Raw genomic sequence first — 16,893 nt, 5'->3', positions numbered from 1 at the left:
GCCACCGAACAACCCCTGTTTTTGGGGCGGGGGCGCCGGTTGGCGTCCAAGGCGCAGCGGTTGCTGTTGTTCGCCAAATACCGCGGCTGCACCCGCCCCGGGTGCACGGCCCCGGCCTATCAATGCCAGGTGCACCACGCCAACGGCGACTGGGGTGCCGGTGGGCGCACCGACATCACCGACCTAACCCTGGCGTGCGGGCCAGACAACCGCCGCGTCACCCCTGGTGGGTGGCGCACCCGTAACCGCAAAGACGGGCGCACCGAATGGCGGCCCCCACCCCAACTCGACGCCGGCCAAGCCCGCACCAACAACTACCACCACCCCCACCGCTACCTCATCGACGTCGACACCAACGACACCAACGACAACGGTGATGACGAAGCCGACTGTCCCGACGGCAACGGCGAAACAGACTGTCCCGACGACACCGACGACGACCCCGACCACCGCGACACAGGCTGACACTGACCGGTGGAATCGGCGGCGAACCGGAAAGCGTCGAAGGGGCCGCAGCGATGCTGCGACCCCTCCGGTGCCCGCGGTCAAGGTTGTTTGTTGTACCGAATCAGGAAGACTGCGGCGACATAGCCGGCGGTGAGGCCGATCGCGAGCCACAGCACGAGCGGCATCACCAGCGAGACCGGCGACCACCCGATGCTGGAGAACGTCGCCGTGGCGTAGAAGAGCCAAAGCACGCGGTAGAGCGACCAGAGCGCGGTCAGCCCCGCGCTGATGGCGATGACCAGGCTGTACGTCCGGTCCACACGGCTGACCTGCGCTTCGAGGGAGGCGGGGACGATGTTCATTGCGGTTCCTTCTCGTCATCACGTTGCCGGAGTGGCTTCGTTGCGACTGAAGTACAGCCAGTGGCGGGCGCTACCGATCCCAAGAAGCGGGATCAGCATCTGTGCCGCGGGAGCGCAAGGACACGTCGATCAGCGCAAGGATCCGTCGATCCGACGTTCACCAGCGAGACCTTCGAGACGCCGCAGACGAGACCACCGATACGCTGCCCGTCGACGCCGGGTGAATCCGCGGCAGCGACAGTAGGGGATAGTCGAAATGGGCGTGTACGTCGTCACGGGAGCCGCATCCGGCATGGGGCAGCAGGCTGCCACCAAGCTGAAGGCGCACGGTCACACCGTCATTGCGGTCGACCTCAAGGAAGGTGACGTGGTCGCCGATCTATCGACGGCCGACGGCCGCCGGGCCGCGGCTGACCAGGTGCTGACGACGGCGGATCGACTCGACGGCGCAGTGTTGGCCGCCGGAATCGGTCCGACACCCGGGAAGGACAGCACGCGGAGAATATTCGAGGTCAACTATCGCGGTGTGGTCGACCTGCTCCAGGCGTGGCGACCCGCCTTCGCCGCCGCGGATCGGGCCAAAGTCGTGGTTATCGGCAGCAATTCGACGACCACCACGCCCGCCGTCCCGCGACGCACGGTGCGCGCGCTGCTGGCGAACGATACCGACAGGGCGGCCCGCTCCCTGAAACTGCTCGGTCCCGCCGCCCCGTCGATCGGCTATGCCGCCTCAAAAATCGCGGTCTCCCACTGGGTTCGCCGTACCGCCGTGACGCCGGAGTGGGCCGGAGCGGGGATCCGCCTCAACGCGCTGGCCCCGGGTGCCATCATGACCCCACTGCTGGAGAAGCAACTGGCGACGCCACGCGAAGCCAAGGCGGTCAACGCCTTCCCGGTACCCATCGGCGGCTTCGGAGATCCCTCTCACCTCGCCGACTGGATGCTGTTCATGATGTCGGACTCCGCCGACTTCCTCTGCGGCAGCATCGTTTTCGTCGACGGTGGGTCCGACGCCTACTTCCGCGCACGGGACTGGCCCAAGAGTGTGCCCGCTCGCCGGCTGCCGACGTACCTGTGGCGGTTCGCGAGGTTCAAGGCCACCAAGTAGAAAATCAGAACTTGGCGACAGCCCCCGCATCGACCGGCAACGCCGCTCCGGTGATGTACTGCGATTCGTCGGATGCCAGGAACAACACCGCGTTGCTCACGGCACGCGCCTCGATCACCGGTTTCGGCAGCATGTGAAAGTGGCCGATCACCTGCGTGGTGTCTTCCATCGTCGGATCCGTGAGGTCCGGGCGCACCGTGCGACGGAAGTGGTCGTTGTCGATCATCGGTGTCAGGATGTTGCCGGGATGGATCGAGTTGACCCTGATCCACTGTGGCGCAAGCTCGTTGGCCAGCGAGTTCATCAAGCCGACCACGGCATGCTTGGCCGACGCGTAGTGGGCCATGTAGCCACCGCCGCGCAGCCCCAGCATCGAGCTGACCAATATGATCGACCCGCCACCGTTGGTCATATGCGGCAGGGCGGCCTTCACGGTGTGCCACACACCGGTCACGTTGATGTCGAGCATTGTCTGCCAGGCGGATTCCGCGATCATCGCGGCCGGCGCGGGATCGGCGCTGATACCCGCATTCGCCACCACGATGTCGACCGGGCCGAGTTCGCCGACTCCGCTGTCCAGGACGGTGCGGAGGGCCGCGAGATCGCGCACATCGGCCTTCTCGATCACGATGCGGCGACCCGACTTCTCGACCAGCGCCGCGGTGTCGGCGAGGTCCGTCTCGGTGGGGCCGGGGTATCCGGCAGCGTCGATGTCATCGCAGACGTCGACGGCGATGATGTCGGCTCCCTCCTCCGCCAGCCGGACCGCGTGCTCGCGGCCCTGACCGCGGGCGGCGCCGGTGATGAAGGCGACCTTGCCGGCCACACGACCGACCCTGTTCTCTGCCATTGCGGCCTTTCGCGAAAGGAAGCAGCGATCAGTCAAACACGGTAACCGTGGCCTCCGGACGTACTTCAACGCATGCCCGGTCTCGTGCGCGACGGCGACCCTGACCGGTCTTCAGAAGTACATGCCTTGCGGCTACTTCAGACCGGCCATCCGCAACAAGGCCAATCGGATGGGCAGGGTACCGCCGCCGCGTGGGCTCCAGAGTCGTCCGGTGCGTCACCCTGGCGCGGAAGGAGCATCCGGGCCGGGCGACTTCGGCAGGAACTGAAACAGTCCGGGCGGGAGGTTGGTGCCAGGGGGCGGCGCCGTACCGGGCAGAGGTTGACCCAGTCGGTCCTGCGGCATCTGGCCGAGGAGTCCGCCTTTGAGCATGCCTGCCCGGTACATATCTATGTATCTGCCGAACCACTCCCGCCTGCTGACGTCGGCGTTTTCCCTTCCGGGTGGGACGTCGAACTGCACACCCTCGCCCGGCGCGGCGGGTGCAATGTTCTGCGCGATCCCGTATGAGTTATTGAAGATCTTCAGGTTCGGCGAGACGCCGGGGCCGGCTCCGGGCGCCGCGGGTGCGACGTTTTGGCCGAGCACCGTGCTCGCGTCGAGGCCCGGCACGTGCGGGGCGCCGAGCGGTCCTGGTGTCGGGTCTCCGGCTTGCCCCAGCACCGCCAGTCCGCTGGGCCCCAACGGCGCACCGGCTACCGGCACGGTCGGCCCGGGCGGTGACTGGCCCGGCGCCGGCGGCACCGGTGGCGCCGGGTCCGCGTACGCTAGCGCGCAGAAGATGATCGCCGCACTGGCGGCCACCGCGCCGGCCGCCCAGAGTCCCGCGACCGAAACGGCCGCCGAGTTCGCCCCCATGCCTCAGACCGCCTTGGTGACGCCGTAATAGGCGACTACGTCGTCGGTGTCTGTGGTTGCGCTCGTCAGCGTGGCATACGAGCGCATAAAGGACTGGCCAACGCAGCCGTCGACCTTGATGTGGGTGTCTTTGAGCGTGACTCGCACGGGTGCGGCCTTGTATTCCTTTTTGTCGACCGTAACGGTGGACACGGTGCCAGGCTTGGGGTGGACCTCGATTTTGCCCGAGATCGGTAGCGTCGCGCCGGTGGGAATCAATCCGCCGGTGAGGGATGAGCCGCTCGTGCCGATACCGGCTTGGCCGATCAGCCGGACCTGGCCGAGCTCGATGCCGCAACCGATTTGGTATCCGACTTCGAGTGTGCCCCCGCTCAGGGTGGTGCTGCCGCCGCCGGTCACCGTGCCGGTGAATGTCCCCGCGGCGAGGTATTCACGTGAGGACGTCGCGGTCGTCAGTGGTGCAACCGGCAACTGACTTTCATTGCTGCCGACCACATTCAGGATCCAGCCGTCGGGAGTGACGACCACGCCGGGCGGAGCCGAGGCGACTACGCCGGTGTCCGGCGGCGGCGGTGCGGCGCCGCCCGGCGGCGGGGGAGGCGGCGGCTGAGCCGCTGCGAGTGGTGTCGCGCCGTTCGCGATGATCACGGTGGCGGCTAGGACTGTGGCGATTCGATTCAACATGTTCTCCTTCCGGCCGGGTCAAACTGCCTTGGTGACACCGAGATACGTGACGACGTCGTCGGTGTTGTCGGTCGAGCTCGTCAGCGTGGCGTACGAGCGGATGAAGGACTGCCCGGCACACTGGTCGGTCTTTATTCGCACACCGGTGATCGTGATGCGCGTCTCCGTACCTTTGAACTTCTTCTTGTCGACCGCGATGGTGGTCACCTGACCGGGTTTGAGGTACACCTTGCCCTCAAGAGCGACTCCGAAAGCGCCGGTGACGTTTCCGGTGAAGGGGATGTTGGTACCGGGCGTGAAGCTTGCGATCGGGTTGATCTCGGTCTCGTCGGAGACGATGCCGCAGCCAATCTGCTCTCCGGCTTCCATCTGCCCGCCCGCCAGCTTGGTCGATCCGCTGCCGGTGATCCGACCGGTGAAGGTGCCCGCGACTAGGTACTCACGTGAGGTGATGGCGGTGGTCAGTGGCGCCACTGGGAACTGGGTCTCGTTGCTGCCCGCGACCTCGAGGTGCCAACCATCCGGAGTGTCCAGAATTCCGGGCGGTGCGGACGGTACGGCGCCCTCGGGTGGAAGCGGATTCGTGGCGTTCGCCGGTACAACCGGCTCCGGCTCCGGCGGCGGAGGCGGATCGGCCGCCGCGAGGGGTGTAGCCCCGGCCGGGATGACGCAGACGGCGGCCAACACGGCAAATCGGTTCAGCATTGTCAAGTGGGCCTCTCAGTTCGGAACGACGTGTTTCCAATGGATCTGTCGTGACGGAGCTTCTAATGGCCGTATTGCCATCAGGTGAACGGAGACGAAACAGTCTCCGCTGCACGATCAAGCATTTTCTATTCGTCCTGGAACAACGACATCGCCAGCGAAAATGAAGCTAACCACAAGGACTTTGACAGCTGACGGACCGCTGATCGACAGCGACTGTGCGGCGGATGTTCTAACCGCATTCAGGAAGAAGACACTTCGAGCGCCGACCGTTGGCGAGATCGTGGCGCCTGCGCAGCGGCAAGCGATCCTGACGTGGCGCTACTCGGTCAGCAGCGTCGCTGCTCCTTTCACGCCGCACACAGCAAATAACCAACCGAATGAGGGAACGTGACATCACGCCGACTACATCTACGAGCGACAACCTTATTGGTGTCGGCCGTCGTCGGTTTGTCCCTGGCGCCTGCCGCATGGGCCGACGACCTCGCTGCCGACCCGTCGGCGCCGGCGACCATCCAGGTCGCCCCAGCACCCACATCGGACAATGCCGATCCGGCTGCCGTGTCTGCCTGTTCACAATTTGCATCGGTACTCGACGGAAGTTCTTCTTACTACAGTGACTTCGCCGATTCCTTCGAAGGCTCCGGTTACCGCGACCCGGCAGTGGCGAGCAGCAACGTGACCGGACGTACCGCTTTGCGCGAGTCCGCCGCTCTGGCCATGAATGCGGCCAATACGCCGGGGCTCGCGCCAGATATCGCCCAACCCATGCGGGTGTGGTCGCTTGGTGCAACGAAACTGCTCATGAAAATGGGACTCCGGATGTCAGGCGAAGGCTTGAACAGCACCGCCACCGAGATGAACAACCGGGCGACACAGGTGCAGAAGGCGTGTGCCGCGGCAGGTACTCACGCGTGAGTCGCATATTGCGTTGTGGCATAGGACTTCTCGCCCTCATAACGGGACCCGTTGGATGCGTCGCACACTCGATGGGCTCCGCGCCTCCTGCTCTGGTCTCTGATATCGCGGTCGGCCGCGTGTTGTTGGACATCGCTGAGGTCGACGCCGTCATGGGCACGAGTTCGATGCGTGCCCATCCGCTCATCACGTCGATGGGCGATCATCGCCCTCTGCTGCCCAATCTGAGTTGCCTCGGTGTGTGGCAGCCCGATGAGGCGTCGGTCTACGATCCCAGCCATTGGAAGGCGGTGCGCCAGCAGATGTTGCGGACGCCGGACACCGATCAATGGGAAGATCTGGTCGTGCAGTCGGTGATCTCGTACCGCACTGCGGCGGGCGCCCATGACTTCCTGACCGAATCGGCGGACCGCTGGAGCAATTGCACCCACCACAACGTCACGATCAACGTCAACAATCATAAGTTGCCCGCGTGGCGTAGTGGGGAACTGACGCAAACCGATGATCGGCTCGCCATGCCGTACGCGCGTGATGACGGAGGGCAGATGCGGTCCTGCCAACACGTTCTCCAAGCCGCCGCCAACGTAATCATCGATGTTGTCGCATGCACGCCTCCCGCGCAGCCTATGACGAGGGCGGCCGACGTCGCGGACCGCATCGAGGCCAGGATGCCGAGATGAGCGCACCGATCCGGCGACGCTAGCCGCGGCGGATGACGAAATCGACGACCGCCTCGGCGAAGAGGTCGTTGCGGTCGCCGGCGACCATATGCCCAGCGCCGCCGACGTCGACGAACTCGATCTCCGGGAAGCGGCCGATGAACTCTTGGGCACGGTCCTCGGTGACGAGGTCGCTCATCTGGCCCCGCACGAGAAGCACCGGCACACCGTCACGCAGAATCGACGCCACCGCGGCATTCATCCGGTCGACTTCGGTCACTTCGATGGGTGGGGACGCGGCCGTTCCGTCGATGAACTTCGGATCCCAGTGCCAGTACCACCGTCCGTCGCGCTCACGAAGATTCGTCCGGAGCCCGTCGAGATCCTTCGGCCTGGGCCGGTGCGGGTTGTACTCGGCGATCATGTCCGCGACCTCGTCGAGCGACTCGAACCCCGACTCCATCCGATCGGCCATGAAGTCGTGGATGCGTGAGGCGCCGGACGGGTCCATGTCCGGCACGATGTCGACCAGCACTACCGCGCGGACCGTGCCGTGCGCGAGTTCACCGGCGAGGATCATCGTCGTGATGCCGCCAAGCGACGCCCCTACCAGTACGGGTTTCGCCGGCAGTTCCGCGAGCACCTTCAGAACGTCTTCGGCGAAGCTGACGACCCGGTAGTCGCCGTCGGAGGACCAGTCCGACTCGCCGTGGCCCCGCAGATCCACGGTGACGGCCTGCCATCCGCGCTCGGCGACCGCGGCGGCGGCCCGGCCCCAAGAGCGCCGCGTCTGTCCACCGCCGTGCAAGAACACCACTGCCGGTGCTGTCGGATCGCCGATCCGGTCGGCGACGATCGTCAGCCCGTCGCTGCCCGACACACGAAAGACGTTCGGGGAAGCGGTCATCGGCATGCTCCGGCGATGACGGTTCGTGTGATCGCTTCGGCCCGGCTCCTGGGAAACGATCGTCCCTCAGTGAGGATTGCGTGGACGATGCCGCCGACGATGGCGTCGGCCGCCGCGTGCGACGTTGCATCATCGAGGCCGTCGGCCGTGAACCGCGCTTTGACGCCCTCGTGCAACGGGACGCTGAAGCCCGCCTGCATTCGCGCTTTGACGTCGTCGTGCTCGATCCCTGCGACGGTCAGGATCCGCAACATGGCGTTGCCCCGTTCGCCTGTGAGCGTCGCGGCAAGGCTGACGGACCAACTGCTCAGGTCGGCCACGAGGTCGTCGGTGTGGGCGACCGGCTTGAGGATCCTGTCCGCATCTTCGAGCAGCACATCGGCGACCAGAGCCGGACGGCTCGGCCACCACCGGTAGATCGTCTGCTTGCCGACACCGGCGCGCGCCGCGACGGCTTCGATGCTCAGCCCGTCGAAACCCCGCTGCAGCAGCAGTTCTTTGGTGGCTGAGATGATCGCCGTCCTGGACCGCTCGTTGCGGCGGCGGGGCGCTTTCGCCTCGGTGACCATCGGTTGACTCCGCTCCTGACAGGGGTCGGCTTTACAGATGGTGACAGCACTGCCTAATCTTTGGCAAGACGAGACGTTGCGTCTCGTGTGAGCGGAGAGGGACGAGATTGGCCGACCACCGGTGACGCCCACCAAGCTCGTCATCGGCGCCAGCGGCTTCCTGGGGTCGCATGTCACCAAGCAACTGGTCGCCCGCGGCGATGACGTGCGGGTGCTGATCCGCTCGACCAGTTCCACCCGCGGCATCGACGGGTTGCCCGTCGACATCCGGCGCGGGGACATATTCGACCCGGACAGCGTGCGCGCGGCGATCCGCGGATGCGACGAGGTGTACTACTGCGTCGTCGACGCCCGTCCGTGGCTGCTCGACCCGGCGCCGATGTGGCGCACCAACGTCGACGGCCTGAAAGCAGTGCTCGATATCGCGGCGGAAGTTGACCTGCATCGCTTCGTGTTCACCAGTTCGATCGCGACGATCGGTCGCTCCACCGACGGCCCGGCCGATGAAACCACCGCCCACAACTGGCTCGGCGTCGGCGGCGCCTACGTTCGCAGTCGCGTGGAGGCCGAGCGAATGGTGCTGCGGTACTGCGCTGAAAAGGCGCTGCCCGCCGTCGCGATGTGCGTGTCGAACACGTACGGGCCGGGGGACTGGCTGCCGACGCCTCACGGTGGACTGCTCTCGGCTGCCGTGCGCGGCAAGATGCCCTTCTACATCGACGGCTTCGAGAGCGAGACCGTCGGCATCGAGGACGCCGCGCGTGCCTTGATCCTCGCGGGCCGGTCCGGCCGGATCGGCGAGCGCTACATCGTCTCCGAGCGGTGGATGAGTGCACGCGAGATCTTCGAAGCCGGTTGTGACGCTGTCGGGGTAGCGCCTCCGCGGCGTCGTATCCCGATCTCGGTGATGGCCGCCGCGAGTCACCCCAGCAGTTGGATCGCCCGGCTCCGCGGCCACGACACCATGCTGACCCCGCTGAACATCCGGCTGATGCACATCATGACCCCGATGGACCATTCGAAAGCGGTCCGCGATCTGGGCTGGCAGCCGTCGCCCACCCCGGACGCGATCGCCGCGGCCGCGCACTTCTTTCGAACCTCACCTCGCAGGGAGTCTGTATGAGCCTGGCCCTCACCCCGGAGCAACGGGAGCTCAGCGACGCCGTGGCGCAGTTCGCGGCGCGGCGAGCCCCGGTGGCCGCCACCCGCGAATCATTCGACCTGCTCGCCGCGGGTCACCTGCCGACGTGGTGGAAGGATTTCGCCGCCAACGGCTTTCACGCCGTACACCTCCCGGAGGACTACGGCGGGCAGGGCGGCACCCTTCTCGACGCCGCCTGCGTGCTCGAAGCGGCAGGCAAGACGTCGCTGCCGGGTCCGTTGCTGCCGACGGTGGCCACGGGTGCGGTCGCGCTGCTGGCCGAGCCGACGAAATCCGCCGACGCGTTGCTGACCCGCCTTGCCGAGGGACAGGTGGCCACGCTCGCGCTGCCGACCACCTCAGCGTTCATCGCCCGCGACGACGGCGAGCGGTGGCTGATCGAGGGTGACTCTGATCTACTTTCGGGGATCTGCACGGCGACAATGGTTTTGATCTGTGCGGCCACCGACGACGGGGGCGAGGTCTGGGCCGTCGTCGAAACGACGCAGTCCTCGGCCGTCGTCGAAGTCGTCGGGGGCACGGACCTGCTGACGGACCTCGGCAGGCTGCGGCTCGACGGCTATCCGATTGCCAAGGCCGACGCGCTCACCGGTATCGACGCGGACCGTGCCGAATACCTCAACACCGCGCTGACCGCGAGCATGGCCGCCGGGATCACGCAGTGGTGTGTCGAAGCCGCCACCACGCACCTGCGCACCCGCGAGCAGTTCGGCAAGCTCATCGGCACGTTCCAGGCATTGCAGCACAGCGCCGCAATGCTTCTGGTCAACAGCGAGCTCGCCAGCGCCGCCACGTGGGATGCGGTGCGCGCGGCATCCGAACCGATCGACCAGCAGGCGATCGCCACGGCGGGCGCCGCACTGATGGCCGTCATACCGTGCCCCGACCTCGCGCTGGACACACTGACCATGTTCGGGGCCATCGGTTTCACGTGGGAACACGACCTGCACCTGTACTGGCGGCGTGCCACCAGCCTCGCCGCGTCGATCGGTGACAAGAATGGGTGGGCCCGGCGGCTCGGCGAGCTGACCGCCGCGACCGAACGCGACTTCTCGGTCGACCTCGGTGACGCCGAGGCCGACTTCCGCGCAGGCGTCGCCGAAACGCTCGACAACGCGGCGGCGCTACGCAACGACGGCCAGGGCCGCCAAGGCGACTACGAGCACTTCGCCACCGGCCCGCAGCGCTCGGCGATCGCCGAAGCGGGGCTGATCGCGCCTCACTGGCCCCCGCCCTGGGGCATCGAGGCCAGCCCGCTGCAGCAACTGATCATCGACGAGGAGTTCAACAAGCGCCCGACGCTGACGCGACCGTCGCTGGGGATCGCCGAGTGGATTCTGCCGTCTCTGATCAAGGCCGGGTCAAAAGACTTGCAGCAACGGCTGATCCCGCCCACCCAACGCGGTGAGCTTGCGTGGTGTCAGCTGTTCAGCGAGTCGGGGGCCGGTTCCGATCTCGCCGCGCTGGCCACTCGGGCGACCAAGGTCGACGGCGGATGGCGCATCAACGGGCACAAGATCTGGACCTCGTCGGCACACCGGGCCGACTACGGCGCACTATTGGCACGAACGGATCCGACCGTGCCGAAACACCGCGGTATCGGCTACTTCATCGTCGGCATGCGCTCGCCCGGAATCGAGGTGCAGCCGATTAAACATGCCAGCGGGGAACAGGAGTTCAACGAGGTCTGGCTCGACGATGTCTTCGTCCCCGACGAGATGCTGCTCGGCGAACCGACCGGAGGCTGGGCCCTGGCCATCGCCACCATGGCCGAAGAGCGTTCGGCGATCAGCGGTTACGTGCAGTACGACCGGTCTGCACCACTGCGCCGGGCCACCGCCACACCCAACCGCGACGACACCATGCGCGAACTCGGCGAACTCGACGCATATGCCAACGCGATCAAGGCACTGGGCGTGCGCGAGACCATCCGTCTGCTCGATGGACAGGGTTCGGGCCCGGCGTCGAGCATCGCAAAGGTCGCGATGAACGTGCTGCTGCGACGTACCTTCCCGGCGACTCTCGGCTCCGCGGGAAGGTCGGCGATGGCCGCCGACGCCGACGTCGTGCAGCCGTATCTGCGGGTGCCCGCCGAACTGATCGGTGGAGGTACCAAGGAGATTCAGCTCAACATCATCGCCCAGATGATCCTCGGGCTTCCGCGCAGGTAACGAATCGGGAAGGACACGCATGGGACTACGTGGTGAAGCCGCGATCGTCGGTTATGTCGAACTCCCGCCCGAGCGGATGAACACGGCCGCCCCCGCGCCATTCACCCTCGAGCAATGGGCCGAGCTGGGGTCGGCGGCGCTCGCGGATGCCGGGCTCTCCGGCGATTTCGTCAACGGCATCGTCACATCGCATCTGGCGGAGTCGGAGATCTTCGTGCCGTCGACGATCGCCGAATACCTGGGTGTGAGAGCCAATTTCGCCGAGCTGGTCGATTTGGGCGGTGCAAGCGCAGCCGCGATGGTGTGGCGGGCCGCGGCGGCGATCGAATTGGGGATCTGCGACGTCGTGCTGTGCGCCCTGCCCGCGCGCTACATCACGCCGATGTCGGAGAAGAAGCCGAAGCCGTTGGTGGATGCGGTGTTCTTCGGCTCGTCGAGTAATCAGTACGGGTCTCCGCAGGCAGAGTTCGAGATTCCTTACGGCAACCTCGGCCAGAACGGGCCGTACGGCCAGGTCGCCACCCGCTACGGCGCGGTCTACGGTTACGACGAGCGGGCGATGGCCAAGATCGTTGTCGACCAACGGGTCAACGCCAATCACACCAAAGGCGCGATTTGGAAGGACAAACCGCTCACCGTCGACGAGGTTCTGGCCAGCCCCGTCATCGCGGACCCGTTGCACATGCTCGAGATCGTGATGCCGTGTGTCGGCGGCGCCGCGGTGGTCGTCGCGAGTGCGGACGTCGCCAAGCGGGCACGCAACCGGCCGGTATGGATCAGGGGCTTCGGCGAACACGTCCCGTTCAAGACCCCCACCTACGCAGCCGATCTTCTGCACACGCCGATGGCGGAGGCAGCCGAAACCGCCTTCGGCATGACCGATCTCACGCGGGCCGAGATGGACATGGTCTCGATCTACGACTGCTACACGATCACCGTGCTGCTCTCGCTGGAGGACGCGGGCTTCTGCGAGAAGGGAAAGGGAATGCAGTTCGTCGCCGATCACGACCTGACTTTCCGCGGCGACTTCCCTCTCAACACCGCCGGCGGTCAGCTGGGATTCGGCCAGGCCGGCCTCGCGGGCGGGATGCACCACGTGTGCGACGCCGCCCGCCAGATCATGGGTCGTGCCGAGGCGGCCCAGGTGGCCGATTGCAACCGTGCGTTCGTGTCCGGTAACGGCGGGATCCTGTCCGAACAGACCGCCCTGATTCTCGAGGGAGACTGACGATGATGACCTTCGAGCGGCCGATGCCAGTCAAAACGCCGACTACCGCGCCGTTTTGGGACGCGCTGGCCCAACACCGCATCGTGATCCAGTACTCGCCGTCGTCGGACACCTACGTGTTCTATCCGCGGGTGCGGACACCACGCACCCTCGCCGATGATCTCGAGTGGCGTGAGATTTCGGGGATGGGGACCCTGTACTCGTACACGGTGGCGCGCAGACCCGTCGGGCCACACTTCGCCGACGCCGTGCCCCAGCTGCTCGCGATCGTCGAATGGGATGAGGGACCGCGCTTTTCCACCGAACTGGTCGAGGTCGATCCCGACGAGCTGAGAGTCGGAATGCGGGTCAGGCCGGTGTTCTTCGACTACCCCGAGCATGACGTGACGATGCTGCGCTACGCACCCGCGTAGCCGGTCATCGCCGCAGCGGAGCCAGCAGCGCCTCCAACCCGTACGCGAACACCGCGTCGTAGTCGGTCGGCGACTGTAGCGCCTCGACGAGGGCCCTGTCGGGCCAATCGTCGGTCCACAGTGAGGGGTCCTCCTCGTCGTGCTTCTCACCACGCACGGCCGAGAACTGCATCACCGCAGAGGAAATGACGTGCACCTCGATCGCACGCAGCACCAGCGCCGCGTCGTGGCCCGTCACCCCCAGTTCGGCCAGCTGCGCCGCCAGGGCACGTTGAACCGGCAGGAACAACCGCGGCGTCTGGTCCCGCTCATGCGCGATGGCAAGCAGATGTTGCCTGCTGATCAGCGCCCGGCGTTGAGCGTGGGCAAGCGACGCGATGCGATCCACCGCGTTGTCGCCGACGGCCGGTAGATGCGCCATCTCGTCGAGTAACCGGCCCACGAGACCGTCGAGCAGCTTGTCGCGGCCGCCGACGTGCCAGTAGATCGACGTCACCGCCACGCCGAGCTGCTCGGCCAGCCCGCGCATGGTGAATTTGTCGACGCCGTGGAGTTCGATCATCGTGGCGGCGGTGTCGAGGATGACGTCGGCGCTGACCGCCTCCTGGCCTCTAGCGGTCGTTCTGCGCTGTGACGGCACCGTGGTCACCCCCGGTCATGCGGTCAGACTCGGGCAGGTCGAGATAACGTTCGAGGTTGCGGTGCATGTTGATCACGCGACGCTCCTCGTTGGACAGGGTCAGATGCGTGAAGCCCGGCTGATGTAGACCACGCTGCAATCCTGACAACACCGAAATATCTTGTGTGAGCACAAGTCCGGGGTGTGCTTCGTCGGCGCTCATCCGCACGTCTACGGGCTTGGTGCGGGGTGCGCCGGGCGCCATCCGGGACCACAGCAGCATCACCAACTCGCCGTGGTCCGGGTCGGTCCCCGGGTGTGATGTCATCACCGTGAGGTGGTCGGCGTTCATCAGCAGTGTCATGTTCGGGAACACGTTGTACTGGTGCAGACGCATGACCTCGTCGGTGTTCGCCCAGCCGAGGTCGACGCCCCTGGAGGCGGCGAACGCGCGGGTGCGGGCAGCGATCACATCGGCCACCGATGCGCCGGGTTCACGATCCTCGGGTAGTGGTGTGCCCTCTTCGACGCCCATGAGTGCGCCCTGTGTGCACACGTACGCGTCCCACACTTCGTCGTCGCGCAGGGACTGTTTGAGATGCGGGCTCGGAACTCCGTAGACCTGTTCGGATTTTCCGGTGTGACCCCAGATCGTCTGCGGCGCATAGACATCGTCCATGCATCGGTGCAGCTCGGGGTGCAGGGTCTGAATGTGGTACGTCTCGCTATACCCGTCGGCGATCGTCTTCCAATTCGCGTCCACCTCGATCGTCATAGTGGCGTAGCAGCGGAAGTCGCCGAGCCCGCACCACTTCACGTCGGCGGGCATCTCCTCCAGGTAGTCGAGCAGTGGCATCGCGTCGACGTCCAGGTTGACGAAGACCAGCCGCTCCCAAGCGTCGACGGCCACCGGAACGAGGGGCAGCTCGGACATTTGCAGTGCGCCGAATCCCTTGCGGTTCGGCACTCGCCGCAGCGCTCCACCGAGGTCCCAGGTCCACCCGTGGTAGCCGCACCGCAGTTCACGCAGGCCCGCGCCAGAGCCGGAGCACAGCGAGTTGCCGCGGTGCCTGCACACATTCTGGAACGCGCGCAGGACACCGTCGTCCCCGCGCACGATCAGCACCGAATACGGCCCGCAGCGGTACTCGAAGTAGTCGCCGGGCTCCGCGACGTGGTCGACCGTGCACGCCAGTTGCCACACCTTCGGCCACATGCGTTCGATCTCCAGTTGCGCGAACGAGGGAGAGTAATACCGCTCGGCGGGCACCAGGGTCGGTCGTGCGGGCGGGACGCCGATCGCGTCTTCGCGCCGGACTTCTTGCGCAGTGTGCGTCACGAACGGTGTCCTTTCGAAGTCGCCGCCAAGCCCTCTGTAACGGTGTTACAGTGCCCGACACTAGCGGTTGATACCTGGATGCGGAGGGCTAATCGTGTTCGACCTGAAGATCACTGGCGGAACCGTCGTCGACGGCACAGGGGCGGACCGGTTCACGGCAGACATCGGGATCAAGGACGGCAGGATCGTCGAGGTTCGTCGCCGCGGCCCGGGCGGCACCGCGCTGGAGGGTGAGGCCGCCGAGGCGATCGACGCGACGGGGAAAGTCGTCGCGCCCGGTTTCGTCGACATCCACACCCACTACGACGGGCAGGTCAGCTGGGACAGCAAGCTCGAGCCGTCCAGCGGTCACGGTGTGACGACCGTGGTGACCGGCAACTGCGGGGTGGGATTCGCGCCGGTGCGACCGGGTCGGGAGGACTGGCTGATCGGTCTGATGGAGGGCGTCGAGGACATTCCCGGCACGGCGCTCACCGAAGGCATCACGTGGGGGTGGGAGAGCTATCCCGAATATCTCGATGCCGTGGAGAAGAAGGAGTTCGCCGTCGACGTCGGCAGTCAGATCGCCCACGGCGCGGTTCGCGCGTATGCGATGGGGGAGCGCGGCGCCCGCAACGAGCCCGCCACGCCGGAGGACATCGCGGCGATGGCGCGCCTGGTGCAGGAGGGCATCGAGGCGGGCGCACTGGGCTTTTCGACGTCACGCACGCTGGGCCATCGCGCCATCGACGGCGAACCTGTTCCCGGCACCTTCGCCGCCGAAGACGAACTGTTCGGCCTCGGCCGTGCCATGGCCGCGGGCGGACGGGCCGTGTTCGAGTTGGCGCCCCAAGGCGTCGCCGGCGAGGACATCATCGCGCCGAAGAAAGAACTGGAGTGGATGAAGCGCCTGGCCCGCGAGATCGACCGTCCGATCTCGTTCGGGATGATCCAGGTCGATGCGGCGCCCGATCTCTGGCGCGAACAACTCGACATCTCGGCGGAAGCGCATGCAGCGGGCAGCGAGCTCTATCCGCAGATCGCGGCGCGTCCGTTCGGCATGCTGTTCGGCTTCCCCGGCCACCACGCGTTTACCCACCGCCCGACCTTCCGCACGCTGAAGGCCGAATGCGGCCGTGAGGAGTTGGCGTCGCGCCTTGCCGACCCGGCGGTCAAGTCTGCGATCCTGGCCGACGAGGATCTGCCTGCCGATCCAAACGTGTTGTTCGACGGCATGTTCGCGCTCGTACAGCATTCGCTCGGACGCGTCTATGCGCTGGGCGATCCGCCGGACTACGAACCGACCGTGGAGCGCACCGTCGAAAAGATCGCCAGCGACCGCGGCGAGGATCCGCTCGCCACGCTGTACGACCTGATGCTCGAGGACAATGCGACCGCGATGCTGATGCTGCCGTTCTACAACTACTTCTACGGCAATCACGATGCGATCCGAGAGATGCTTCTGCACCCGGCGGGTGTCGTCGGTCTGTCCGACGGCGGCGCGCACTGCGGAATGATCTGTGACGCTTCGTATCCCACGTTCCTGCTCACGCATTGGGCGCGCGACCGTCACCGCGGCGAGAAGCTGCCCCTGGAGTACGTCGTCCGCAAGCAGTCCCACGACACCGCGCGGCTGTTCGGGCTGTCCGACCGCGGCGTGATCGAGGTGGGGAAGAAGGCGGACGTCAACGTCATCGACATGGACGCGCTGACATTGCATCCCGCGCGGATGGCCTATGACCTCCCGGCTGGAGGCCAGCGGCTGGTGCAGGGCGCCTCCGGGTACACCGCGACGATTGTCAGCGGCGTGGTGACGCGCCGCGACGGGGTCGACACCGGAGCCCGGCCGGGACGGCTGGTGCGCGGCGCCCGCTGATACCGCGCGTCGCGACTACGCGAGACGGCCCCCTCGTTG

18 protein-coding genes are annotated in these 16,893 nt (G+C 66.3%); 9 read left to right on the top strand and 9 right to left on the bottom strand.

Annotated elements, in window-relative coordinates:
* Window positions 1-465: HNH endonuclease signature motif containing protein (locus A5650_RS27050; RefSeq protein WP_231992431.1), on the top strand; the 465-nt coding region annotated here is incomplete at its 5' end.
* 80 nt (window positions 466-545) lie between these two features.
* Here A5650_RS27050 and A5650_RS00865 read toward each other — a convergent pair.
* On the bottom strand, window positions 546-809 hold the full coding sequence (locus A5650_RS00865; RefSeq protein ID WP_067285339.1) for a hypothetical protein: 264 nt from the start codon (window positions 807-809) through the stop codon (window positions 546-548).
* Window positions 810-1,065: 256 nt separating this feature from the next.
* Between A5650_RS00865 and A5650_RS00860 the strand changes: the two genes are divergently transcribed.
* The gene (locus tag A5650_RS00860) at window positions 1,066-1,917 is read left to right on the top strand and encodes an SDR family oxidoreductase (RefSeq protein ID WP_067285337.1); all 852 of its coding nucleotides are present in this window, start codon (window positions 1,066-1,068) and stop codon (window positions 1,915-1,917) included.
* A gap of 4 nt (window positions 1,918-1,921) precedes the next feature.
* On the opposite strand, the gene A5650_RS00855 is transcribed toward A5650_RS00860, so the two are convergent.
* From A5650_RS00855 to A5650_RS00840, 4 genes are all read right to left on the bottom strand, one after another.
* Complete coding sequence (locus A5650_RS00855) at window positions 1,922-2,767, bottom strand: mycofactocin-coupled SDR family oxidoreductase (RefSeq protein ID WP_067285335.1); 846 nt, start codon at window positions 2,765-2,767, stop codon at window positions 1,922-1,924.
* Between the two features lie 216 nt (window positions 2,768-2,983).
* Window positions 2,984-3,625, bottom strand: coding sequence for a hypothetical protein (locus A5650_RS00850; protein WP_067285333.1), 642 nt, complete (start codon window positions 3,623-3,625; stop codon window positions 2,984-2,986).
* A gap of 3 nt (window positions 3,626-3,628) precedes the next feature.
* Window positions 3,629-4,309, bottom strand: coding sequence for an MspA family porin (locus tag A5650_RS00845; protein ID WP_067285331.1), 681 nt, complete (start codon window positions 4,307-4,309; stop codon window positions 3,629-3,631).
* Window positions 4,310-4,327: 18 nt separating this feature from the next.
* On the bottom strand, window positions 4,328-5,014 hold the full coding sequence (locus A5650_RS00840; RefSeq protein WP_067285329.1) for an MspA family porin: 687 nt from the start codon (window positions 5,012-5,014) through the stop codon (window positions 4,328-4,330).
* Window positions 5,015-5,446: 432 nt separating this feature from the next.
* Between A5650_RS00840 and A5650_RS00835 the strand changes: the two genes are divergently transcribed.
* Both A5650_RS00835 and A5650_RS00830 read left to right on the top strand, forming a co-directional pair.
* On the top strand, window positions 5,447-5,932 hold the full coding sequence (locus A5650_RS00835; protein ID WP_231992429.1) for an Rv2240c family protein: 486 nt from the start codon (window positions 5,447-5,449) through the stop codon (window positions 5,930-5,932).
* 71 nt (window positions 5,933-6,003) lie between these two features.
* A complete protein-coding gene (locus tag A5650_RS00830; RefSeq protein ID WP_067285324.1) occupies window positions 6,004-6,612 on the top strand; it encodes a sensor domain-containing protein in 609 nt (202 codons plus the stop codon).
* Window positions 6,613-6,631: 19 nt separating this feature from the next.
* On the opposite strand, the gene A5650_RS00825 is transcribed toward A5650_RS00830, so the two are convergent.
* Window positions 6,632-7,498: an alpha/beta fold hydrolase gene (locus tag A5650_RS00825; RefSeq protein ID WP_067285362.1), complete on the bottom strand. Its 867-nt coding sequence runs from the start codon at window positions 7,496-7,498 to the stop codon at window positions 6,632-6,634.
* Window positions 7,495-8,067 (bottom strand): TetR/AcrR family transcriptional regulator, encoded by a 573-nt coding sequence (locus A5650_RS00820; protein ID WP_067085999.1) that lies wholly within the window; start codon window positions 8,065-8,067, stop codon window positions 7,495-7,497. Before A5650_RS00820 ends, A5650_RS00825 begins: the two co-directional genes overlap by 4 nt.
* 121 nt (window positions 8,068-8,188) lie before the next feature.
* On the opposite strand from A5650_RS00820, the gene A5650_RS00815 reads away from it, so the two are divergent.
* Genes A5650_RS00815 through A5650_RS00800 form a run of 4 tightly spaced genes read left to right on the top strand, consistent with a single transcriptional unit; the run spans window position 8,189 to window position 13,041 of the window.
* A complete protein-coding gene (locus A5650_RS00815) occupies window positions 8,189-9,190 on the top strand; it encodes an NAD-dependent epimerase/dehydratase family protein (protein WP_067285322.1) in 1,002 nt (333 codons plus the stop codon).
* Entirely contained in the window at window positions 9,187-11,400 is a 2,214-nt protein-coding gene (locus A5650_RS00810) for an acyl-CoA dehydrogenase family protein (protein ID WP_067285321.1), read from the top strand. Before A5650_RS00815 ends, A5650_RS00810 begins: the two co-directional genes overlap by 4 nt.
* 19 nt (window positions 11,401-11,419) lie before the next feature.
* The gene (locus A5650_RS00805; RefSeq protein ID WP_067285319.1) at window positions 11,420-12,628 is read left to right on the top strand and encodes a thiolase family protein; all 1,209 of its coding nucleotides are present in this window, start codon (window positions 11,420-11,422) and stop codon (window positions 12,626-12,628) included.
* A gap of 2 nt (window positions 12,629-12,630) precedes the next feature.
* On the top strand, window positions 12,631-13,041 hold the full coding sequence (locus tag A5650_RS00800; RefSeq protein ID WP_067285317.1) for a Zn-ribbon domain-containing OB-fold protein: 411 nt from the start codon (window positions 12,631-12,633) through the stop codon (window positions 13,039-13,041).
* Window positions 13,042-13,045: 4 nt separating this feature from the next.
* On the opposite strand, the gene A5650_RS00795 is transcribed toward A5650_RS00800, so the two are convergent.
* Window positions 13,046-13,681, bottom strand: coding sequence for a TetR/AcrR family transcriptional regulator (locus tag A5650_RS00795; RefSeq protein ID WP_067285360.1), 636 nt, complete (start codon window positions 13,679-13,681; stop codon window positions 13,046-13,048).
* Window positions 13,653-14,999 carry an aromatic ring-hydroxylating oxygenase subunit alpha gene (locus tag A5650_RS00790; RefSeq protein ID WP_067285315.1) on the bottom strand — a complete coding sequence of 449 codons (1,347 nt, stop codon included), beginning with the start codon at window positions 14,997-14,999 and terminating at the stop codon, window positions 13,653-13,655. Before A5650_RS00790 ends, A5650_RS00795 begins: the two co-directional genes overlap by 29 nt.
* Window positions 15,000-15,093: 94 nt before the next feature.
* On the opposite strand from A5650_RS00790, the gene A5650_RS00785 reads away from it, so the two are divergent.
* Complete coding sequence (locus A5650_RS00785) at window positions 15,094-16,854, top strand: N-acyl-D-amino-acid deacylase family protein (RefSeq protein ID WP_067285313.1); 1,761 nt, start codon at window positions 15,094-15,096, stop codon at window positions 16,852-16,854.
* Window positions 16,855-16,893 lie beyond the last annotated feature (39 nt).

Origin of the sequence: Mycobacterium sp. 1164985.4, from assembly GCF_001668575.1 — a bacterium.
GTDB lineage: Bacteria > Actinomycetota > Actinomycetes > Mycobacteriales > Mycobacteriaceae > Mycobacterium.
The sequence above is the reverse complement of the archived record's forward strand: the minus strand, read 5'-3'. Positions and strand labels throughout refer to the sequence as shown.